Source organism: Caballeronia temeraria (genome assembly GCF_001544795.2).
GTDB classification, from domain to species: Bacteria; Pseudomonadota; Gammaproteobacteria; order Burkholderiales; family Burkholderiaceae; genus Caballeronia; species Caballeronia temeraria.
The window spans coordinates 51,392-72,898 of the sequence record NZ_FCOI02000028.1; the positions used below are offsets into that span (position 1 = coordinate 51,392).

General features: G+C 58.4%; 18 protein-coding genes. 16 read left to right on the forward strand and 2 right to left on the reverse strand.

What is annotated here, in order from left to right; all coding sequences use genetic code 11:
• Positions 1 to 630: a 5-formyltetrahydrofolate cyclo-ligase gene (locus AWB76_RS29650; RefSeq protein ID WP_082864561.1), complete on the forward strand. Its 630-nt coding sequence runs from the start codon at positions 1 to 3 to the stop codon at positions 628 to 630.
• Here AWB76_RS29650 and AWB76_RS29655 read toward each other — a convergent pair.
• Entirely contained in the window at positions 627 to 1,139 is a 513-nt protein-coding gene (locus tag AWB76_RS29655; RefSeq protein WP_008352632.1) for a winged helix DNA-binding protein, read from the reverse strand. The genes AWB76_RS29650 and AWB76_RS29655 overlap by 4 nt on opposite strands.
• 183 nt (positions 1,140 to 1,322) lie before the next feature.
• On the opposite strand from AWB76_RS29655, the gene pxpB reads away from it, so the two are divergent.
• From pxpB to AWB76_RS39530, 15 genes are all read left to right on the forward strand, one after another.
• On the forward strand, positions 1,323 to 1,976 hold the full coding sequence (pxpB, locus tag AWB76_RS29660) for a 5-oxoprolinase subunit PxpB (RefSeq protein WP_061163667.1): 654 nt from the start codon (positions 1,323 to 1,325) through the stop codon (positions 1,974 to 1,976).
• Positions 1,973 to 3,013: a 5-oxoprolinase subunit C family protein gene (locus AWB76_RS29665; protein ID WP_061163668.1), complete on the forward strand. Its 1,041-nt coding sequence runs from the start codon at positions 1,973 to 1,975 to the stop codon at positions 3,011 to 3,013. Before pxpB ends, AWB76_RS29665 begins: the two co-directional genes overlap by 4 nt.
• A gap of 64 nt (positions 3,014 to 3,077) precedes the next feature.
• Positions 3,078 to 3,827, forward strand: coding sequence for a 5-oxoprolinase subunit PxpA (gene pxpA, locus AWB76_RS29670; protein ID WP_061163710.1), 750 nt, complete (start codon positions 3,078 to 3,080; stop codon positions 3,825 to 3,827).
• 134 nt (positions 3,828 to 3,961) lie between these two features.
• Positions 3,962 to 4,681: a DUF969 domain-containing protein gene (locus tag AWB76_RS29675; protein ID WP_061163669.1), complete on the forward strand. Its 720-nt coding sequence runs from the start codon at positions 3,962 to 3,964 to the stop codon at positions 4,679 to 4,681.
• Complete coding sequence (locus tag AWB76_RS29680) at positions 4,678 to 5,634, forward strand: DUF979 domain-containing protein (RefSeq protein ID WP_061163670.1); 957 nt, start codon at positions 4,678 to 4,680, stop codon at positions 5,632 to 5,634. Before AWB76_RS29675 ends, AWB76_RS29680 begins: the two co-directional genes overlap by 4 nt.
• 529 nt (positions 5,635 to 6,163) lie before the next feature.
• Positions 6,164 to 7,480: an undecaprenyl-phosphate glucose phosphotransferase gene (locus tag AWB76_RS29685; protein ID WP_244173498.1), complete on the forward strand. Its 1,317-nt coding sequence runs from the start codon at positions 6,164 to 6,166 to the stop codon at positions 7,478 to 7,480.
• A 15-nt stretch (positions 7,481 to 7,495) separates the two neighbouring features.
• Positions 7,496 to 8,674: a polysaccharide biosynthesis/export family protein gene (locus AWB76_RS29690; protein ID WP_244173499.1), complete on the forward strand. Its 1,179-nt coding sequence runs from the start codon at positions 7,496 to 7,498 to the stop codon at positions 8,672 to 8,674.
• A gap of 14 nt (positions 8,675 to 8,688) precedes the next feature.
• Entirely contained in the window at positions 8,689 to 9,108 is a 420-nt protein-coding gene (locus AWB76_RS29695; RefSeq protein ID WP_279616464.1) for a low molecular weight protein-tyrosine-phosphatase, read from the forward strand.
• Complete coding sequence (locus AWB76_RS29700) at positions 9,105 to 11,321, forward strand: polysaccharide biosynthesis tyrosine autokinase (protein WP_061163711.1); 2,217 nt, start codon at positions 9,105 to 9,107, stop codon at positions 11,319 to 11,321. The genes AWB76_RS29695 and AWB76_RS29700 overlap by 4 nt, the downstream gene beginning before the upstream one ends.
• Before the next feature lie 94 nt (positions 11,322 to 11,415).
• Positions 11,416 to 12,672 (forward strand): DUF1972 domain-containing protein, encoded by a 1,257-nt coding sequence (locus AWB76_RS29705; RefSeq protein WP_074171435.1) that lies wholly within the window; start codon positions 11,416 to 11,418, stop codon positions 12,670 to 12,672.
• A 450-nt stretch (positions 12,673 to 13,122) separates the two neighbouring features.
• Complete coding sequence (locus tag AWB76_RS39525; RefSeq protein WP_157696237.1) at positions 13,123 to 14,310, forward strand: polysaccharide pyruvyl transferase family protein; 1,188 nt, start codon at positions 13,123 to 13,125, stop codon at positions 14,308 to 14,310.
• 4 nt (positions 14,311 to 14,314) lie between these two features.
• The gene (locus AWB76_RS29715) at positions 14,315 to 15,583 is read left to right on the forward strand and encodes an O-antigen ligase family protein (RefSeq protein ID WP_157696238.1); all 1,269 of its coding nucleotides are present in this window, start codon (positions 14,315 to 14,317) and stop codon (positions 15,581 to 15,583) included.
• Positions 15,580 to 16,815, forward strand: coding sequence for a glycosyltransferase family 4 protein (locus AWB76_RS29720; RefSeq protein WP_061163676.1), 1,236 nt, complete (start codon positions 15,580 to 15,582; stop codon positions 16,813 to 16,815). Before AWB76_RS29715 ends, AWB76_RS29720 begins: the two co-directional genes overlap by 4 nt.
• The gene (locus AWB76_RS29725) at positions 16,812 to 18,944 is read left to right on the forward strand and encodes a hypothetical protein (protein ID WP_061163677.1); all 2,133 of its coding nucleotides are present in this window, start codon (positions 16,812 to 16,814) and stop codon (positions 18,942 to 18,944) included. Before AWB76_RS29720 ends, AWB76_RS29725 begins: the two co-directional genes overlap by 4 nt.
• Before the next feature lie 44 nt (positions 18,945 to 18,988).
• The gene (locus AWB76_RS39530; protein WP_074171437.1) at positions 18,989 to 20,317 is read left to right on the forward strand and encodes an oligosaccharide flippase family protein; all 1,329 of its coding nucleotides are present in this window, start codon (positions 18,989 to 18,991) and stop codon (positions 20,315 to 20,317) included.
• Between the two features lie 59 nt (positions 20,318 to 20,376).
• Here the strand turns inward: AWB76_RS39530 and AWB76_RS29735 are convergent, their stop codons facing one another.
• Positions 20,377 to 21,468, reverse strand: a complete 1,092-nt coding sequence (locus tag AWB76_RS29735) for a TraB/GumN family protein (protein WP_061163679.1) — start codon at positions 21,466 to 21,468, stop codon at positions 20,377 to 20,379.
• Positions 21,469 to 21,507 lie beyond the last annotated feature (39 nt).

Below are 21,507 nucleotides of genomic sequence, written 5' to 3' on the forward strand. Positions count from 1 at the left end.
ATGGTCTTGAACCGGGTCCTGAGATCGGAGGAAAGCATAGCACGCAACGTTTGCCATGAAGCCAAGAGCGAGCCGAAAAGCGCCTTGCGCGCACGGCTTCTCGCCACGCGCGAGGCGCAAAGCGAACAGGCCGGACAGTCCGCGAGAAACGAGGCGCTCGCGATCCGCATCCGCGAGGTGCTCGCGCGGCACGAGGCGCGCTGCGTCGGCGTCTACTGGCCGGTCGCGGGCGAGTTCGACGCACGCGATGCAGTCGCGCGCTGGCTCGCCGTCGACGAATCGCGTGGCGCCGCGCTGCCGGTGGTCGTGACACCGCACGCGCGGATGGTCTTCCACGCCTGGCGCGCCGATACGCCGATGAAGGAAGGCCGCTACCGGATTCCGGTGCCCGCCGAAGAAGTCGTCGTGGTGCCGGACCTGTTGCTGATTCCGTGCGTCGGATTCGATTCGGATCGGTACCGGCTGGGCTACGGCGGCGGCTATTACGACCGCACGCTCGCCGCCTGGCCGAACGGCGCGCGGCCGGTGACGATCGGCATCGCGTATGAATCGGGTAGAAGCCGCGCATTGCCGCGCGAAACGCACGACATGCCGCTCGACGCAATCGTCACGGAATCGGCTATCTATTAAAGGGAAGCCGCGGCGCGCGCGGCGGTATCGTAGAGGCCGGAGGCATTGCGCATGAGTTGCGCGGCCTCGCCGATCTGCTCGTTGGTGAGGCCGCTTTCGCGCAGCGTTTCGATGAGGCACGCCTCGCGCACTTCGCGATACTTGCCGCACAGCTCGCGCCCCGCCGGCGTCGCGGAAAAGAACACTTCCTTGCCGGATTTCTCGCTCTGCACATAACCGCGAGCGACGAGTTTCTTCAGTGCATACGTGGCAACGTGCGTGTCCTCGATGTTCAGCACGAAGCAGATGTCGGCGAGCTTCTTCTTGCGGTCGCGATGGCTCACGTGGTGCAGCAGCGACACTTCCACCGCCGTCATGTCCTTCGCGCCCGCCGCGGACATGCAGCGCACCATCCAGCGATTGAACGCGTTGCCCGCCATGATGAGGCCGTACTCGAACTCCGACAGTTCCGCGCTGGCTTCGGAGACGAGATGCTCGGACGAGACGATCTTGGTGGGATGGCGCGGCATGGCGGTGACCGGTTGAAGTGCGTTTAGGATGGATCGCAACGTCGGTTCGATGAGCGACGAAGCCCTCGGCAGAAACCTGTATTGATAATTTCTTGATAATTTATTGACAATGTAACATTCTGCGACGGTGCGGAGTTCATCGGATCGAACGAATTTCGCGCATCGCAAAGGCAAAGTTGACGCATGACAAGACCACGTATCCATTCGCTCGGCGACACCGCGCTCGTGTGCGAAGCCGCGCCGCCCGCCACGCTCGACTGCCAGCGCCGCATCTGGGCGCTGGCGGAACACGCGCGTCTCATGCCGCACGTCGTCGAAGTCGTGCCGGGCATGAACAATCTGACGATCGTGTTCGATCCGCTGGAAGCGGACTACGAAACGCTCGCCGCGCAGCTCGAAAGCGGCTGGGACGCCGCCGAAGCCGCCGACATGCGGAGCGCCGAAATCGAGATTCCGGTGCGCTACGGCGGCGCCGACGGCCCGGATCTCGCCGCGCTCGCGAGTCACACGGGCTTTTCCGTCGACGAAGTGGTGAAGCGGCATACGCAGGCCGAATACGTCGTGTTTTTTCTCGGCTTTCAGCCGGGCTTCGCCTATCTCGGCGGGCTCGACGCCGCGCTCGCGATGCCGCGCCGCGCCGAACCGCGTCTCGAAGTGCCGGCGGGATCGGTGGGAATCGGCGGGGCGCAGACGGGCATTTATCCGGCGGCGTCGCCGGGCGGCTGGCAGTTGCTCGGGCGCACCGAGCTGAAACTCTTCGATCCGGCCAGAAATCCGCCGACGCTCATGCAGCCCGGCGACCGCGTGCGCTTCACGGCGCTGGAGGTGCGCGCATGATCGACGTGATTCGCGCGGGCGTGCTCACTTCCGTCCAGGATCTCGGCCGGCGCGGCTACCGGCATCTCGGCGTGAGTTCGGGCGGAGCGCTGGATGCGCTGTCGCTGGAAATCGGCAATCGCATCGTCGGGAACCGGCCGGACGCGGCGGGCATCGAGATCACGTTCGGGCCGACGGTGCTGCGCTTCAAGCACGCGACGCGCATTGCCATCACTGGAACCGATTTCGGCGCGACGCTCGACGACAAACCGGTGTATTCGTGGTGGAGCCTGCCGGTGCGCGCGGGCCAGGAGCTGACGCTGCGCGCGGCGAAGCGCGGCATGCGCTGCTACGTGGCGATCGCGGGCGGCATCGACGTTCTGCCGATGCTCGGCTCGCGCTCGACCGATCTCGCCGCGTGCTTCGGCGGCCTCGGCGGGCGGGCGCTGCGCGACGGCGACCGCTTGCCGGTCGGCGTGCCGCAGCCGCACAAGGGCATTGCGTTTTCGCCGGAAGAACCCGCGTTCGGCGTGAAGGCGCCGGCGTGGTGCAAGTTCGTGCTCGTCGACGAACCCGTGCGGCGCGGGCGCCATTCGCCGAGCCTCGCGTGGGCGGTGCCGATACGCGCGCTGCGCGGTCCGGAATATGCGAGTTTCAGCGACGCCGCGCAGCACGGTTTCTGGAACCAGGAATGGACCATCACGCCGAACAGCAACCGCATGGGCTTTCGCCTCGCGGGCGTGGCGCTGGAGCGGCGCGAGAAGATCGAACTGCTGTCGCATGCCGTGTTGCCCGGCACGATCCAGGTGCCGCCGAACGGCCAGCCGATCGTCCTGATGGGCGACGCGCAGACCACGGGCGGCTATCCGAAGATCGGCGCGGTCATCAAGGCGGATGTGTGGAAGCTCGCGCAAGTGCGGTTGAACGGTGGTGTGCGTTTCATCGAGACGTCCGTGGAAGAGGCGCGTCACGCGCTCGCCGATGAACGTCAGTACGTGAGCCAGGTGGAAACGGCCATCGCGATGCACGAGGAGCGCGTCGCGCGTGCCGGCGCATGACACGCAAGCCGCGCGGACGACGCGGCGCATCACACTCAACATCCAACGGAACGACTGCAAAATCATGGAAATCGATCTCAATGCCGATCTCGGCGAAGGCTGCGGCACCGACGAAGCACTGCTCGATCTCGTGAGTTCCGCGAACATCGCGTGCGGCTGGCATGCGGGCGGCGCCACCGCGATGCGCGACTGCGTGCGCTGGGCCGTGGAGAAAGGCGTGGCCATCGGCGCGCATCCGAGCTTCAACGATCCCGAGAACTTCGGCCGCAAGGAAATGGATCTGCCGCCGGAGGAAATCTACGCGGGCGTGCTGTATCAGCTCGGCGCGCTTTCGGCGATCGCGCAGGCGGAAGGCGGGCGCATCGCGCACGTGAAGCCGCACGGCGCGCTCTACAACCAGGCGGCGAGAAGCACGGAAATCGCCGATGCCATCGTTTCCGCCGTGCACGACTTCGATCCGTCGCTGCTCGTGTTCGGGCTCGCGAACAGCGAGTTCATCGAAGCGGCGCGGCGCGCGGGGCTGATCGCGATCGAAGAAGTGTTCGCGGATCGCGGTTATCGGGCGGACGGTTCGCTCGTGCCGCGCAAGGAGCCGGGCGCCCTGCTCGACGACGAAAACGTCGTGCTCGACCGCACTCTCGCGATGGTGCGCGAGCAGCGCGTGAAGGCCGTGTCGGGCGAATGGGTGCCGCTCAACGCGCAGACGATCTGCCTGCACGGCGACGGCGCGCACGCGCTGGAATTCGCACGACGCATTCGCGGCGCGCTGGCCGATGCGGGCATCGAAGTCCGCGCCGCGCACGCCGCCGCCTGACGCGGTAGAAGAAGAATCGAACGCCCCGCCCCGCCGGGGCGTTTTAACGAGCGGCCAAGGCAGGTCGAAGAGCCGCGAGTAGTGAAACCACGCGCCCGAGGCGAGGCGCGACGTCAATATTGTTTGGAGAACTCATGGCAACCCCTGTCAACTTGTGGCCGCTCATCGGCGTGGCCGTCATCATCGTAGGCTTCGTGCTGCGCTTCAATCCGATGCTGATCGTCGCGGCCGCCGCGATCATCACCGGCTTTGCGGCGCACTTTCCCATCGAAAAAATCCTGACCGCGATCGGAACCGGCTTTCTCAAGACGCGCAACATTCCGCTCATCATCCTGTTGCCGCTGGCGGTGATCGGCCTGCTCGAACGGCACGGCCTGCGCGAACGCGCGCAGATGTGGATTTCGAGCATCAAGGCCGCGACGGCCGGGCGTCTGCTGATCGTCTATCTGTTCGTGCGGGAGATCACGGCGGCGGTCGGTCTGACGGGTCTCGGCGGTCATCCGCAGATGGTGCGCCCGCTGCTCGCGCCGATGGCCGAAGGCGCCACCGAAGCACGTTACGGCAAGCTCTCCGACGCGACGCGCCACAAATTGCGCGCGTACTCGGCGGCGACCGACAACGTGGGCCTGTTCTTCGGCGAGGACATTTTCGTGGCGTTCGGCGCGATCGTGCTGATGGTCACGTTCCTGAAGGAAGCGGGCATCGTCGTGGAGCCGATGCACGTGGCCGTGTGGGGCATTCCCACGGCGATCTGCGCGTTCCTGATCCACGGCTTCCGGCTGTGGCTGCTCGACCGCAGGCTCGCGCGCGAGCTCGACGCGCTCACGCGCAACGTCGCGGGAGAAAAAGCATGACGCTCACGATCAACTATCTGTTCTATCTCGTCGGCATCATCCTGCTGGTGGTCGGCGGGATGATCATCACGGACAAGTCGCATCCGCGGCGGCTGACCGCGGGCGGCTTCTGGCTGATCTACGCGCTGATCTTTCTTGCCGGCGACTGGATTCCGGTGACGGTGGTCGGCGTGCTCGTCGTGGCGATGGCACTGATCGCGGGCTTCGGCGGCGTGACCGGCGCGAAGCCGAAAATGCTTTCCGATGAAACGCGCCGTCAGAGCGCCGTGCGTCTGGGCAACAAGCTTTTCGTGCCGGCGCTGACGATTCCCGTTGTTACGGTCATTCTCACGTTGGGCGCGAAATATCTCGTGTTCGGCGGCGTGCCGCTGATCGAGTTGAAGAACGTGACGCTGATCGGCTTCGGCGTCGGATGCGTGATCGCGCTCGCGATCGCGTGCGTGATGACGCGCGATACCGTCGGCCAGTCGATGCGCGAAACGCGCCGTCTCATCGATGCGCTCTCGTGGGCCGCCGTGCTGCCGCAGATGCTCGGCATGCTCGGGCTCGTGTTCTCCGATGCGGGCGTCGGCAAGGCGGTCGCGCATGTGACGACGGCTTACGTCAACCTGGATTACCGGCTCGTGGCGGTGGCCGTGTATGTCGTCGGCATGGCGCTTTTCACGATGGTCATGGGCAATGGTTTTGCCGCGTTTCCGGTGATGACGGGTGGCGTCGGCGTGCCGATTCTCGTCGGCGTATTCCACGGCAATCCCGCGACGATGGCCGCGATCGGGATGTTTTCGGGATATTGCGGCACGCTCATGACACCGATGGCCGCGAACTTCAATATCGTGCCGGCGGCGTTGCTGGAATTGCCGGATAAGAATGCGGTGATCAAGGTGCAGGTGCCGACGGCGGTGACGCTTTTGGTGGCTAATGTATTTTTGCTTAATTGGTTGATGTTTATCTGAATGAATAGATAAATGTAAGATAAAGATATCTAGCGTGAGAAAACTTTAGCGTACTTCAGGTAAATTTCCTGAGTACGCTTTTTTATTTTCCAAACGCTCCCCTTCGGCTGCGGACGCCCGTCCGGCTTACCTTACAGGCAAACACACCGTCGCACTTGAAAGGCTACGGCGCTCGCCTGCGCGCAAATTACGCCTTCCATTCTTCAGGATATTGCAACCTTTCGACCGAAGCGTGCAGATGCAGCAATTAGGACGGCGCTTATATCTGCCGAACGGCTGCTTGATAGAGACTCCTATGCCTTGGTCAGCGATCCGAGATTGTTTCCGTTCCCCCCAATATTCGCGGTTTAAATGTTCCGCGGATGCCGCAAACGGTCCTCGAATCGCAACGCAATTACCCCGACCCGGAATTAGTTCGATGTCTTCTCCTTCGTGAGCGGCAGGCGAACCGCTGTTCCGCCTTTAGTCCGCCATGCGATTGCCGAGTTATTTCCGTTTCAATAACGCACCCGCGGGTCGTCATCTCACGTTGCGACTCATCGAAAGCATTTTCGTCGCGATCTGCGCGATGGTCATGCACAGGCATGCCGAAGGCAGTGCTCTGGCGGCCTATCGCAGCACGGCTGTCGCACTCACGATCATCTACGCGTGGTGCGCGATGGATGCAAACCCGACGCCACGCGCGACGCCGGTTCGGGGCGCGCTTTTGACGGCGCTCGGCTGGGTGTTCTGCGAAGCCCTGGCCGTGGGAACGGTCAAGCTGATGCATCCGGACTACGAGCCGTCGCTTCGATCCTTCGCGGGCCTGGCGGCGTTGACGGCGGCCGGCATCTTCGCGTGCAGGATCGCCCGTGCGCCCGGCACGCGCGTCCACTCGGTGGCGGTCGTCGGACGCGGCGATCATTGCGCTGTCCTCATGCGCAACCTCGACGCGATGCGCGAGCCGATTTACCGGATCGAGGCGCAATTCGAGACGGGCGGCGAGGCAGCGGCGCCGCTCGACGGCGTGCAGCGCTTTTCCGACATCGCGGCGTTCGTATCGCATTTGCGAGCGCAGCGAATCGACGAACTGTGGCTCGCCTTGCCGCTCACCGATGAAGACGCGCTGCATCGTTTCATCGATGCGTTCCGCAATGAACTGGTGAACATCCGCTTCATCCCGGACGTGAGCAACCTGACGCGCTTCCAGAGCGGCACGGTCGATCTCGACGGCGCGCTCGCGATCAACCTCGTTGCCTCGCCGCTCAATGCGGACGCACTCGCCGTCAAGACGATTTTCGACCGTGTGTTTGCCGCCTGCGCGATTCTCGCAAGCTCGCCGGTGCTGCTCGCGATCGCGCTTGCCGTCAAGCTCTCGTCGCCGGGACCGGTGCTGTTCAGACAGTTGCGCCGGGGCGCGAGCGGAAAGCCGTTCGAGATCTACAAATTCCGCACGATGCGCATGCACGCGGCGGGCGACGGCGTCGTCGTCCAGGCCACGCGCGGCGATCCGCGCATCACTCGTGTCGGCGCCTTTCTGCGCCGCACGAGCCTCGACGAACTGCCGCAATTCCTCAACGTGCTACGCGGCGAGATGTCGGTCGTCGGGCCGCGCCCGCATGCCATCGAGCATGACGCGCTTTATCAGGACATCGTCGACGACTACATCCATCGCTATCGCATCAGGCCGGGCATCACCGGCTGGGCGCAGATCAACGGTCTGCGCGGCGAGACCGATTCCATCGAAAAGATGCAGCGGCGTGTCGAACACGATCTCTATTACCTCAGCAACTGGTCGTTTGCGCTCGACATGCGCATCGTGCTCGCGACCATCGTGCGGGGATTCGTACATCGCAATGCGTATTGACGCGCAGGACCCATCATGAAGCAATCGATTGAACGCGTTCGCCCTACGTCGTGGCGCGCCTCGTTTCCACGGACGGCATTGACCCTCGCGCTGACGGCCTTGCTTGGTGCTTGCGCGGCCGCGCCAGGCTTTCGCATGCCGGTGAGCGCCGATCCGGCGACGAGCGCGAGCGAAGCCGGCACGCACGTCGAAGCCACTGCGGCGACGCCCGCAATTCCCGTCACGGAACTCGATCTCGCGGTCGTGAAACGCTTTGCGGGGCAACGCAAGGCGCGTCTGGATCAGCAGGTGACGCAGCTTTTCGGCGCACCGCAAACCTACACGGTCGGTACGGGCGACGTGCTGCAGATCGTGGTCTGGGATCACCCGGAACTCGCGGCGGCGGCCGGTCCGGGCCAGTCTCAGTTGCCTGCGAAGCCGAGCGATCCGGCGGCGGGCTTCGTCGTCGATCAGAAGGGCAACCTGCGTTTCCCGTATGCAGGGACGATCGCGGTCGCCGGACTGCGCACCGATGAGATTCAGCAGAAGCTGACCACGGCGCTTTCGACGTATCTCGTGAAACCGCAGGTGACGGTGCGCATGGCGTCGTATCGCGCCCGCCAGGTGTATGTCGATGGTCAGGTGCACAGCCCCGGCGCGCTCTCGCTGACGGACGTGCCGCTCAGCTTCTACGACGCGATCGCGCGCGCGGGCGGCTTCAGCGACAACGCCGATCAGAGCGATGTGGTGCTGGTGCGCGGCGGTGTTTCGCATCGGATCGACGTGCCGCAACTGCTCGCGCAAGGGCTCAATCCGTCGAAGCTGTATCTGAAGTCGGGCGATCTGCTGCGTGTCACTTCGCGCGACGACAACATCGTCTATGTGATGGGCGAAGTGAACAAGCCGGGCTCGGCCACGCCGCGTCGCGACGGCCGCATGTCGCTAGCGGATGCGCTCGCGCAGGCGGGCAGCATCAATTCGAACACGGCCGACACCGCGCAGATGTTCGTGATCCGCCCGGGCGACGACGCGCCGCAAGTGTTCCATCTGGATAGCCGTTCGCCCGTCTCGATGCTCGTGGCGAATGAGTTCGAGCTGCAGCCGAAGGACGTCGTTTATGTCGACGGTAACGGTCTCGTGCGCTTCAACCGCGTGATCAGTCTGTTGATGCCGCTGATCAGCTCTGGGCTTACGGCTGGGGTGATCGCGAAATGATCCGGTCGGTTTTGATGGTGTGCGAGGGAAACATCTGCCGCAGCCCGATGGCCGCGGCCCTGCTTGCGCGTGAGTTGCCTGAGCTCGAGGTCACGTCGGCGGGCACGCATGCGGTGGTGGGGGCGGGTGCGGATGCGGTGATCGTCGAGATCGCGCAGGCGCACGGCCTTGCACTCGATACGCACGTCGCAACCCAACTCGATGCTTCCCGCGCGCAGGCCGCGGATCTGATTCTCACGATGACACAGGCGCAGCGCCAGTGGATCGAGTCCAACTGGCCGTCGCTGCGCGGCAAGGTGTTCCGGCTTTGCGATGAAGAACGCGTCGACGTAATGGATCCGTATAGACGCCACCGCGCAGTGTTTGACCTGGCCTTCGTCCAGATCCGGGGTGGCATCTCGCAATGGAGCCGCAGTCTGGCGGCGCAACGATGAAAGAACTGCATATCAAAACTTCCCAGCCCTCTTCCGACGCCGGCAGCGACGATGAAATTCGACTGTCCGAGGTCGTCGGCGTGCTGCGCGAGAATCGCAAGCTGATCGCGATCGCCACGGCGTGCACGTTGCTGGTCGGATCGGTATACGCGTTTCTCTGGACGCCCACCTACCGGGCCGACGCGCTTATTCAGGTCGACGATGACAGCGGCGCCGGTACGCTCAACGACAAGCTGGGCGATCTGGCCGCGCTGTTCCAGAACAAATCGAGTTCCGATGCGGAAATCGAACTGATGCGCTCGCGCATGGTGGTCGGCGATGCCGTTTCGCGGCTCCATCTCGATATCGATGCGCATCCGCATTACTTCCCGCTTCTCGGTGCGCCCTATGTCCGCTATACGGCGGGTGACGGGCTCGCGAGTGCGCCGCTCGGTCTGTCCAGTTACGCCTGGGGCGGCGAGCGCATCATCGTCTCGACCTTCGACGTGCCAGTCTCGTTGCATGACAAGACCTTCATGCTGGTCGCACGGGAAGGTGAGCGTTACGAATTGCTATCGCCGGACGGTGATGTCGTGTTGCGCGGAAAGGTCGGAGAAACTGTGTCGGCTCAATACAAGGCCGGTGCTATCAGACTGACCGTCATGTCGCTTCTCGCACACCCCGGCACGCGCTTCGAACTGACGCGAGCGTCGACACAGCAGACCGTCGCTGATCTGCAAAAGGCACTCAAGATCGACGAGAAGGCGAAACAGTCTGGGATTATCAGCATGTCGCTCGATGACGCGGACGCCGAAGCCGTTACCGGAACAGTAAATACGATCGCGACGATCTACGTCCAGCGCAACGTCGATCGCAAGTCCGCGCAGGCGGAACAGATGCTCGCCTTCCTGGCCGACCAGCTACCGCAACTGCGCGCTGACCTCGACCGGGCCGAGGCGCGCTATAACGAGTATCGCGCAAAGCACGGTGCGATTGACTTGGAAGAGCAAAGCAAGCTGCTGCTGCAGACGGTCGTAGAGAACCGCACGAAGATCATTGAATTGCAGCAGCAGCGTGGGAGTCTCGTGCAACGTTACACCGCGTTGCACCCGTCAGTTACGGCTATTGATGCGAGCATCGTTGAACTGCAACGCCAGTCCGACGAGTATGAGAAACAGGTCAGCAGTCTTCCAAACTTGCAGCAGGACGCTGTGCGCCTCCTGCGAGATGTGAAGGTGAGCAACGATCTCTACACCAATCTTCTTGACAGTACTCAGCAGTTGCGCGTGCTGAAGGCCGGGCAACTCGGCAACGTCCGGACGGTTGATTATGCTGTTACACCAGAGAAGCCGGTTGCGCCGAAGAAAGCTTTGACGATCGTGCTTTCCGCGCTAATCGGACTATTCCTGGGAAGTGTTCTCGCGATAACGCGTCGTATACTCAATCGCGGGCTGGAAACGCCCGGGGACATCGAGGCCGCTATCGATGTTCCTGTGTACGCGATCATCTCGCGTTCGGAGCAGCAAGCTGCGCTTGAATCCGCGCGGGGACGCGATAAATCAAAGGTCAGCGTGCTCGCGCGTCTTTCGCCAAATGACGTTGCGATCGAGGGATTACGCAGCCTGCGCACCGCTCTTAACTTCAAAATCCTAAAGAAGCGTAACGAGGTTCTGATGTTCACCGGACCTCGTCCCGGCGTCGGGAAGTCATTCGTCTCTCTCAACTTCTCCGCCGTGCTTGCCGAAGGCGGCGACAAGGTATTGCTCATCGATGGCGATATGCGGCGCGGCAATCTGCACGGCTTGCTCGGTCTCTCGCGCAAACCGGGGCTCTCAGAACTTCTCAACGGTGCCGAACCCGATCTCGTCATCAAGCGCGATGTGCTTCCGGGTCTCGACGTCGTCACCGGTGGATCAATTCCTTCGCATCCTTCCGAGCTGTTGATGGGGAGTCGGTTGGCCGATGTACTTGCGCGCTTGCGTCAACGCTATGACTACGTGATCGTCGACTCGCCTCCAGTGCTCGCAGTAACCGATCCCGGCCTGATCGGTCGCCATGTGGACGCGACCCTGCTTGTCGCACGGCACGGCCGCCATACAGCGGCGGAACTCAGCGAAACGATGCGTCAACTCGCGAGTGCCGGCGTTCCGTTGGATGGAGCGCTGCTCACGGATACACCAGCAAGCGGGATGTCCTATGGCGCGTTTTCCAAGTATCACGACCGTGACGAGTGAATTCATTAAACGACTCTCGTTGCCCTGGGAAAGCATGCGAATCGCCGGATCATCGTTGGTCGTTTAACCCGCTTCAAATAATCAAGAGCATCTGATGTCAGTCAAACAACTTTCCATTATCGGCACGCGCGGGATTCCGGCGAGTCATGGCGGATTCGAAACTTTTGCAGAACGTCTGGCCCTATACCTCGTTCAACGAGGCTGGCACGTGACGGTGTATTGCCAAGGCGCGACCGATCAAATCGAAACGATGGAGGATATCTGGCGAGGTGTGCATCGGATCGTGATCCCGGTCAGCCGGTCCGGCGCGCTGGGCACGATGGAGTTTGACTGGAAGTCTGTAAAGGATGTGGTGCGGCAGCGGCCGGCGCTTGTATTGACGCTTGGCTACAACACCGCTGCCTTCTGCACGTACCTTCGCTGGAACGGGATCACCAACCTGATCAACATGGACGGACTCGAATGGCGACGTGAGAAGTGGAAGTTCCACGAACGCATCTGGCTCTGGATCAACGAGCGGATCGGGTGTTGGACGGGCAATCACCTCATCGCAGATCACCCGGCAATCGCGGCGCATCTCGCCACGCGAGTCAAGCGCTCCAAGATCACGACCATCCCCTATGGAGCCGATGCGGTTGGCGATGTCGCGCGTGATCCGCTCAAGGCGCTAGGTCTGGAAGGCATGCGGTACGGCATCGTGATCGCGCGGCCAGAACCCGAAAACTCAGTGCTCGAAATCGTTACGGCCTTTTCCCGAAGAGTGCGAAACGCGAAGCTTGTCGTGCTCGGCAAGTACGATTCCAACTCGAACGCGTATCACCGTCAGGTGCTTGCCGCTGCGAGCGACGAAGTGCTGTTTCCCGGCGCAATCTACGATCAGGCGTTCCTGCGCGCATTGCGTCGGCATGCGGAATTCTATTTGCACGGGCACCGCGTGGGGGGAACCAATCCGTCGCTGGTCGAGGCATTAGGCGCAGGGAATGCTGTAATCGCCCACGACAATGTCTTCAACCGCTGGGTCGCAGGTCCAGGCGCGCGCTTTTTTGCGTTCGAAGCCGAGTGCGACATACATATCTCAGCACTGCTTGGTGATCCCGACACAGCTCGCGCGATGAGCCAGGCGAGCACGCAACGATTCGAGGGCGCGTTCCGGTGGCGTAGCGTGTTAGCACAATATGAGGCGCTGCTAGACCGTCATTTGAACGACAGCGCGCGCGTTCCGACGAGCGTATCCGAGGCACTTGACAAACCTGAGCGTGTGCGCAATCTCGCTCCGAAGGCCCAACACAATGAGGCGACAGACGACCCGATCAATGCGCGATCCCTGAGAGAGCTTGAAGAGGAAAAGTGAGTTGCTCTCGAAGAGTGCGAGGATGGATGCGTTGCGCCGACTTTCGATCCAGCAATTGAAATAACGGATCGATAACTGAGCGCGTTCTTACCGCTCGCCTTCGAAGATTCCGGGAGTTGCAACTTGCTGCCAGCGTAAGGCCCCCATCCGGGATCCGCTACATGAAGTTGACGCAGTTTTCGAGTTAGGAGTCTGCCGCTTAGTGTCCGCCGCAGTGTGCCTCAATCGCTGGAAAGTTCCTCCATCGACATGCGCTCACTACAAAGACGCTTTCCGTGAATTTCCTCGTTCCAGCCCGGTGTTGAACGACTGGATTTGGAATGCCGAATTCGCTCAACGCATCAGATCAAGCGCGCCGAAGTTGGGGACGTATGTCTCGAGAACAGCAGTGCCCGCGCTGCTTCCGCTTCAGAGTCCTGAAGTTATTATCAGTCAATTAAAGGTCAGTCCGTGAAAACCGTCCTTGTCGTAAATGAGCTTGACTCAACAAACATTGGGGATCAAGCGATTTTTTCAGGAATTGAGAGTGCCCTTCTAGAACAGCGTTGCGCAGTACTCGCTGCAGGTCTCCAATCCGGGAAATGGTTCGGCGGGGAACGGCCTGCGAACATTGCGGCAAATCATACTGCCGCAAGCTCGTTCGCACCTATGAAGCGACTCAAGGGCGTGCTTCGGCGCCTCTATCTTCCTATCTGGACCGCACGCTATCTTCTGAGAGCTTGCCGCGATATAAGACGGATTCCCAACGATGCCCTAGTGATGATCGGCGGGGGCGGCGTTCTGATGAATAACAATTATCATTTTCCCCTCGCGATATTCTTAAGAACGCTTATTGCCCGCATATGCTCCCGTTCGATTGGGTTCGTCGGTGTAAGCCTTGGAGGACATCTCAATTGGATGTGCCGTCTGCTGATTAAGCGCAGCCTTTTAAGCGCCGACTTTGTCTATGTAAGAGATGAAATAACGCTGAGCTATCTGCGTGAAACCCTGAAATTTCCTTCGGCCCAGATTGGGCCTGACTGTGCTTTTTTGGGCCAACCTCCTGCACCAACATCGATTCCAGCCAGTTCGACGGACTCGGTTCCGCCCGAGGCAGAACTGAGTGTTGCAATCAACGTGATGGAGAATTCAACGGGCCTTTCAGCGATGAAATTCGCGCTGTATCGCCAATTTATCAGTCAGCTTGTCGTCCAGAACGCGTCGCGGGTGAAATTTATCTTCTTCACCACAGGCTGGCCCGCGGATCACGGAGTGGCAAAGGATCTTGCTGAACGTCTAAGGGAGAGTACAAACGGGGCAGTGAAAATCGAAGTGGCGCACGTCACCAATGTCAATAGTCTTAATTTGGTGCTGCTCCATGCTGATCTGGTGATCGCGTCGCGGCTGCATTCAGCCATCTTGAGCATCAAACTCGAACTGCCCCCATTGTGTTTGAACGTAAGTCGTAAGAATTCCGGCTTTATGAACTCTATTGGCTTGGATGATCTGGTGTTGGATTTTACCTCACCTCCTCCATCTTTAGACGCCCTCCAAAGCATGGCGGAAGCGAACCGAGGCAAAATTGCCGAGATTGTGAGGCGTCAACGCGAATTGGGCGCTTGCATGCTAAACGCAGTCCTGTCGTGCGAGAAACAATAACTCTATGAACTTTGCATCCAGCAGATTGCGCGATCCACGCTTACCCGGTTTTCTGCAAGTGTTCTTTGCCGCGACAGCATTCATCATCCTGTTCAAGGAGTTGATCACCCGCTTAGAGATTCCCCTCGGCCTGGTTGATGATCTTGTCGTTGCAATGGTCCTGGGGTGGACAGTTCTTCGAGCGACGGTGAAGCGCAGGGTGTCGCGTTTCGATTTCATATTGATCGGAACGGCCGTTTATCTCGTCCTAATCTCGCTCAGGGGGCTTCAGCCCAATGTTTGGAGGCAGATTGGGCAAGTCGTCATCCACATGAAGTTTTTCTGTCTTTATATATTCGCGCGAAACCTCAGTGCCGGCGCGTTCCGACGTCTATGGGCGGAACGGATTTTTTTCGCGCTTTTTATCTTTTCAGTCATCGGATTCGTGGCGAATCTCATCCTTCAGGATACGTTCTTGGCGATGTTCAACGTCAAGTTTGTCGAAACGTCTCGCGGCGGGCTCGCACGAATCGTTGGCTTCCAATTGAAACCGAATGATATTGCATTCTTGTTTTCCCTATTTTACGCCTACATCGTTTCAAAAAACATCAACAGATGGAGTTTTCTGAAGAGTATTCTCGTATCGCTGATCTTTTTGCTTTTAATTTTTCTTAACGGATCACGAACGGCACTCGCTATCTTCCCGCTTGTCGCATTTCTGATATGCGCAGAGCGGAGATCAGCTAGGCTTCCGATAATTTTTTTCTGCTTGGCTGCTGCCCTACCTTTATTCGCTAGCAACGCCTTGGACTACGCGATAACGGAAACCACGAAAAACATCGGGGAATTGTCTCGAATCGATCAATCGCAATATATTCGCGCGATCATGGTCTACTTTGGGGCGATGCTCATGTATCAATATTTTCCTATCGGAGCGGGCGCTGCAACTTTCGGAAGCGTGCTTTCAGATAATAGTCCAGTGTACGCTCAGTTACATCTTCTTTACCTACCGTTCTTCGAGAAAATGGAGGGGGTCTATGACAGCAATCTTGCAACGGTCATGGGGGAGTTTGGTTTCGTGGGTGTTCTTCTTTTCTATGGCATCTTGGTCACGATCTATCGGGACTTGAAAAGAAATGGAGATGGCAGCGCTTTTCAGAACAGATATTGGAAAATTGTTCTGATATTTGCCGCCTTCTTATCGATAACAAATCCGTTTTTTCAATATTCTTACAACGGCTTGATATTTGCGATCGCGTTGGTCATCCGACCGCATTCGGAAAAGAAAACATGATTCGTTCTTATTCCCCCTCAAGATTGAGAGGCTTAACGATATTGAACATTGGGCAGAACCATCGTATAACCGGCGGCTCGGATCGCTATTTTTTTGATCTAGCTCAAATGCTCGAGGCCGAAGACAATACGGTGGTGCCGTTTGCGGCGCAACACCCCGAAAATTTACATTCGAAATGGGAAGCCTATTTCCCTCGTGGTGCCGATTTCCAAAGTATTTCGCCTCTCAATCTCGCGCGATTTCTTCATTCTCCGGAAGCGGCGCAGCGACTGGCGACACTGATAAGTCGCGTCGGGCCACAACTCGCGCATTTACATATTTATTATGGAAAACTGACATCCTCAATCCTCAAAGTATTGAAGAGCAACAGCATTCCCGCGGTCCAGACACTGCACGAATACAAACTTATTTGTCCGGTTTATACGCTTAACAGTAATGGGGAAAACTGCCAGAAATGCTCAGTCGGCCACTACGCACCTTCGATCTTGGGAAGATGTAATCAAGGTTCCCTCGCTCGGAGCATGTTAAGTGCAGTGGAAGCTTCTATTTCGGTGCGCGCCGGAGCCGTAACCATTCCGGACCGTTTTATCGCGGTCAGCGAATTTGTTCGTCAACGTGCGATAGAAGGAGGCATACCGTCAAGCAAGATCTCTGTGTTGCACAACTTCACGTTTCCAGATCGACTACGGCCAACTGTGAACGAGGGCTCATATTTCGTCTATTACGGTCGAATCGAGCGACTCAAGGGAATCTTCACTCTGCTCAGAGCAGCAGAGGCTGCGGGCGTGAAACTGGTGATTGTCGGTGTTGGTAAAGCGAGCGAGGAGGTCGCAGAGTACGTCGCTGCGGGGGGCTTGGGCGAGCGCGTTTCGCTTTTTCCGTTTCTGAGCGGTGAAGCTTTAGGAGATATCGTTCGCGGAGCGATCTGCACAGTCGTGCCGTCTGAATGGTATGAGACCTTTGGCCTGACAGTCATAGAGTCCTTTTGTTACGGACGGCCAGTGATCGCAAGTAAGATCGGCGGGATGACAGAAATCATAGATGAAGGCAGTGACGGGTTCCTTTTTGCTCCGGGAGACGAGCGGGACTTGGCGGACAAATTGCGTTTCCTCGATAAAAATCGCAGTGTCGCAGTGAGGATGGGAGTGCGAGCAAGGGCTAAGGCTGAAAGGCGTTTTTCCCCGGAGAAGCATTTCGAGGGACTTTCCAGGATTTACAACGAAATTTTATGATCCGTCGTCGTCTGGCTCTTACATTCGTTGCCCTAGTTTCAGCACTATTTTTTCATTCTTCCATTGCGGGCGAGGATAACTGGTATCAATTCGGCATCGACTTGGACAGGCTCAGCGGTCCGGTGGATTTTTCCTTTTTAAATCATAAGATCGGTGAGCACGATTGGATTGGTACCGATCGAGCCCACTTCGTAGTTTTTGATGAGCGAGCAAAAAAGGCAACCAGTCGAACAATTCGGTTTTTCGGCGTCAGTCTGGGCTTTGATGCAGCCTTCCCGGACGCAACCGAAGGACGTCAACTTGCGGATCGCTTGTCCAGGCTCGGGGTCAATCTTGTCCGTCTTCATCAACTCGACTTTGTTCTCAGAGCTAAGGATGAGTCTCGGATTGGCGGCGTTCTCACGACCGCGCCTTATCCAACGCTGGACGTTGAAGCGATTTCAAGGCTTAAGACATTCATTTCGGTATTAAGAGACCACGGGATTTACGTCGTCCTGAGCATTCACTGTGGATATACCTTTCGCGATATCGACGGCGTCTACGTTGGAGGGGGGCAATTTCCGGCAAGCAGACCTCTCAACGAGATATTCCCGAAAATGATCGATCTGCAGCAGAAATTCGCGGAATCGCTCATTTCTGCTCTGGGCCTTGGAAACGATCCAACATTAGCTTTCGTGGAAATCAATAACGAAGGTTCGATTCTGAACGCTTGGCAGAAGCGAAAAATAGATGTCAATTCTAACGACGCGGTTGGCGCCGAACTGCGTGCTAGACGGAAGCAATTATTTGATAAAAATCCGGCCATTTCAGATGTCGACTTTCTTACCGCCTTGGATCGCGATTACTTCGATCGTATTCGTGGTGCGGTGCACCGTGCGGCGCCGCGCGCATTGATCATCGGGACTCAGACGGATTTCGGCGGTCTAGGAAATTATACTAGCGACGAGTCTGCCGACTACCGCGATACGCATTTCTATGTCGACCATTACGACTTTCCAAATGGGCTTTGGAATAAATACGACTGGAGGCAACGGAACACCTCGTTGATTGGGAGTGGTCTCAGCGAACTCTTACGCGTTGCAGTGCTGCGCGACGTACGAAAGCCGTTCATGGTGAGCGAGTTCAACGAACCTTGGCCGAACACGCATGGCTCGGAGATTCTGCCGGTTACGGCTTCCTTTGCATGCTTTCAGGACTGGGGAGGTTTGGCGTTTTATGACTACGCCCATCGTGCTTTTGCACAGGAATCGAACACGCCCCATGAATTTAGCTTGTCAGGTGATCTCTCTAAGCTCGCTGTTTTCGGGATCTCTGCGGCGATTTTTAGGCAAAGCTTGGTCGATCAAGGCGGCCAATTGATTGCCATTCCCCTTCCCGCATCGACGCGCGCTGCTGCGACGACAGCCCGTGCAAATGGAAATGTGCTCGCATTTCTCGAGCAGCGCGGTGAATTGAAGAAACGAAGTATCCTGGTCCATAAGATCGGCGTCGATCCTTACGCACAGGATGCAGTCCGAGTTCCGAATGCAATCGACGCGTCGTCTACATTAAATCCTGTTGCGGCAGACAACGGGCAAGTGAGCTATTCGTTGAACCGCCTCTATGTGATCGATGCGCCACGCATAGTTGGTTATATAGGCTACTTGCCTGCCGGCAACGCTGTGTCGACGAAATTCACCTCGTTGACCTCTCTATCGAGGGATGAGATCTTCAGCAGTATTCTGGCGCTCAGCTTGGACAGTAGGCCGATCAGTGAGTCAAAACATATTTTGCTCGCGGTCAGCGCAGCCACCGCGCGATCCGCTGCAGACGGCCGATCTGCACTTTCACTGCAGGCTTACCAAGGAGAGTCCGATTGGTGGACGGTAAAGAGCCAAGCGAATCCGAAACCTTCAGATATGCTGACTGAAGGAAGTGGATCGGTGTGGATGCAGCGAACTCCTTTCTTCTTTCATCTCCGAGGGGCTTTTCGCGCGGCGGACATCTATGCTCTCGATGGCGCAGGCCGCCGTTTCGAAAAACTGCCGTCCGGCATGATCCAAATGGTACCCGACGGGATGAAATTTGGAATCCAAACAGACGTCAGCATTAAAAGCAGCCCTTGGTACGAAATCGTCATACATGAGTAAAGCGGGCTTTCTAGCCTCGCCCCTCAGCCTGTTACCCCAAAAAAATGAATTTTCCACGTTCTATAACGCAGCGCCTGCGTTCCAGCGGGTCAGCCCTTGAGCTCGTTTTCAAGGGCGCTAATGCACTCTTCGTCAAGTTGGCCGGTACCGCCTTCTCTTTCGCTTTTATTGTTTTGCTCAGTCGAGGTGCCGGAAAGAGTGCCGCCGGGAACTATTTCTTGGCATTGAACATCACAACTGTTCTCGCCACAATTGCTCGATTTGGACTCGATAACGCAGTGACCCGGTCCGCTGCGCTTGCTCTTAGACAAGAAGATCGTCAAACACTCAAGGGAATCCTGCTGTCTAGCTTGATTTTCACATTGACGATATCAATTGTCTTTGCGTTGTTGCTCGCATGTTTTTCGGATCCGGTCGGTAGAGTTTTTAACAATGCGGACTTGTCACCAGTGCTGCGGTTGATGGCAGTCTCTATCGTTCCAGTTGCTCTTTATACAATCTGCTTCCAATTTTTGCAGGGAGTTGGGTCGACGCAATCGGCCGTGAAGTTGTCTACCATATGGCCTCAGTTGGCAAGTTTGATCATTTTGGCACCCACGCTGTATATCATGCCTGCTAACGCCGGTGGCATTGCCTACGCGCTCGGAGCCTTCGTTGCGTTAGGTATCGCTTACATTTATGTTTCACGTCATCCGCTATTGCAATGGAAAGCGGTAAGACCGAATTTTAATCAAGGTTCGGTGTTTAGTATGGGAAAGGTGCTGTTCGTGGCATCGCTGTGCGAACTATCCATGACATGGGCACCTTCGATCCTCGTCGGATTCATGAGGTCTTCAGGAGACGTCGCTCTGTTTTCGGTGGCCCAGCGCATAACGATGTTAATTGGCTTCTTCTTTATTTCCATCAATATGATAGCCATGCCCAAGATCGCTGCCTTATGCGCGGACTTTGATTGGCGCGGTGTTGCCCATACCGTAAAGCGGTCATCCATATTAATGACTGCCGGAGCGTTGCCTCTATTTATTCTTTGCGTAGTTTGTCCGAGATTTCTTCTGCGTGTCTTTGGCGACGGTTTTGTGGACGCGTCGAGTGCATTGATCATTCTTGCGATTGGTCAAATGGCAAGTGTTGTCACAGGGCCAGTAGCCAGTACATTGGTAATGTGTGGGCGTGAACGCACGTATCGTAATATTCAAATAATAGCCGGGCTCTTCTGTTTGTCGTCTTTGACGATACTTACTCGCGCCTACGGCCCCAACGGAGCCGCACTCGCAGTAGCGGCAACGAATTGGCTTCAGAAACTGCTATGTGCCTACTTCGTTTGGTCCAGATTTTCAACTGACTCGCGGACCGTGCCTTCGCGTACTCGTTAGCTCGAAGGGGTCACTCCAGAGGGGGCCCGATTAGTGGTGACGTTGTCTTGGGAGTCTTCTCACCCCCCCACCACCAAAAACCCCCTCCTCCTCAACAACTCCAGCACCCCCCTGGGCCCGCCCAAATGCAACGCCCCGATCGCCACAAACACCGGCTTATCCGGCGCGGCCATCGCAACAATCCTCGTGACGAACCGCTGATTCCGCTGATAAACCACCCGGTTATCGATCTGCGCCGCCAGCGTCTTCGACCTCGCCAGCTTCGAGCTCTTGGCATCGTCCCAGGCCTTCAACGCATCCGCATCTCCGATACGCCATAGCCTGTGCAACTCCTTCACATCGGCGACATTCTCCGCTGGCGTCTGCACCAGATCCTGCGCCAGCATCTCCCTCTGCTGCGCCGACGTCAGCCGCGTAAAAGTCGAAATCTGCTCGTTCAGCGTCTCCAGTCCGACGATCTTCCCCCGCGCGCGCAAATAAACATTCTGCAACTGCGCTTCGGTCCCATACTCGCTCTGAAATCCCGCCTTCAACGTGTCGTAGGTTTCGATCAGCATCGACGCGAGCCACGGCCGCGTGTGCCGCAACTCCTTCAACGCCGCCGGATTGCTGCGCATGCGCGCCTCGACCTGCTTCCACAACGAGTCCGGCAAATAGTCGATCAGACACTCGCTGCGGCACATGCCGTAGCGGTTCACATCGTCCTGGGAGAGCAGCAGTTCGTCGGGGGAAATTTCGAGCGCCAGTGTCGGCGATGCATCGAGTGCCGCGAGTATCGATTTGCGAAACGGCTGCTCGGGCGGATAGTCGCTCGCGAAACCAACGTGGAGCGTGCCGAGCACATAGATGGTCGTCGCGCCCTTGGTCGCGACGTAGAACGGCATGCGCGGCGGTTGCGCACGCACCGGACCGCTCGCGGTCGTGCCGTTCGTGCGGTCGACGCGCGGCGGTGAAGCAGGATTGGCCGGCGCGGCGGCGGAGCCCGCATCGCCCGCGGCCTGCGGCGTGCGCGATCCGACCACCGCAAAACCCGGCGACGACACCGAGACACCCGCCGTAAACAGCACGAACGACAGCACGAGGGCTGTCGTTTTGGCGAACGCCGCGCGCAGAAAACGCGGCTTGTCGTATGAATCCGGCACGACCGACATCTTAAAACATTCGCATGACGCGCCGCGCACCCGCCCGGC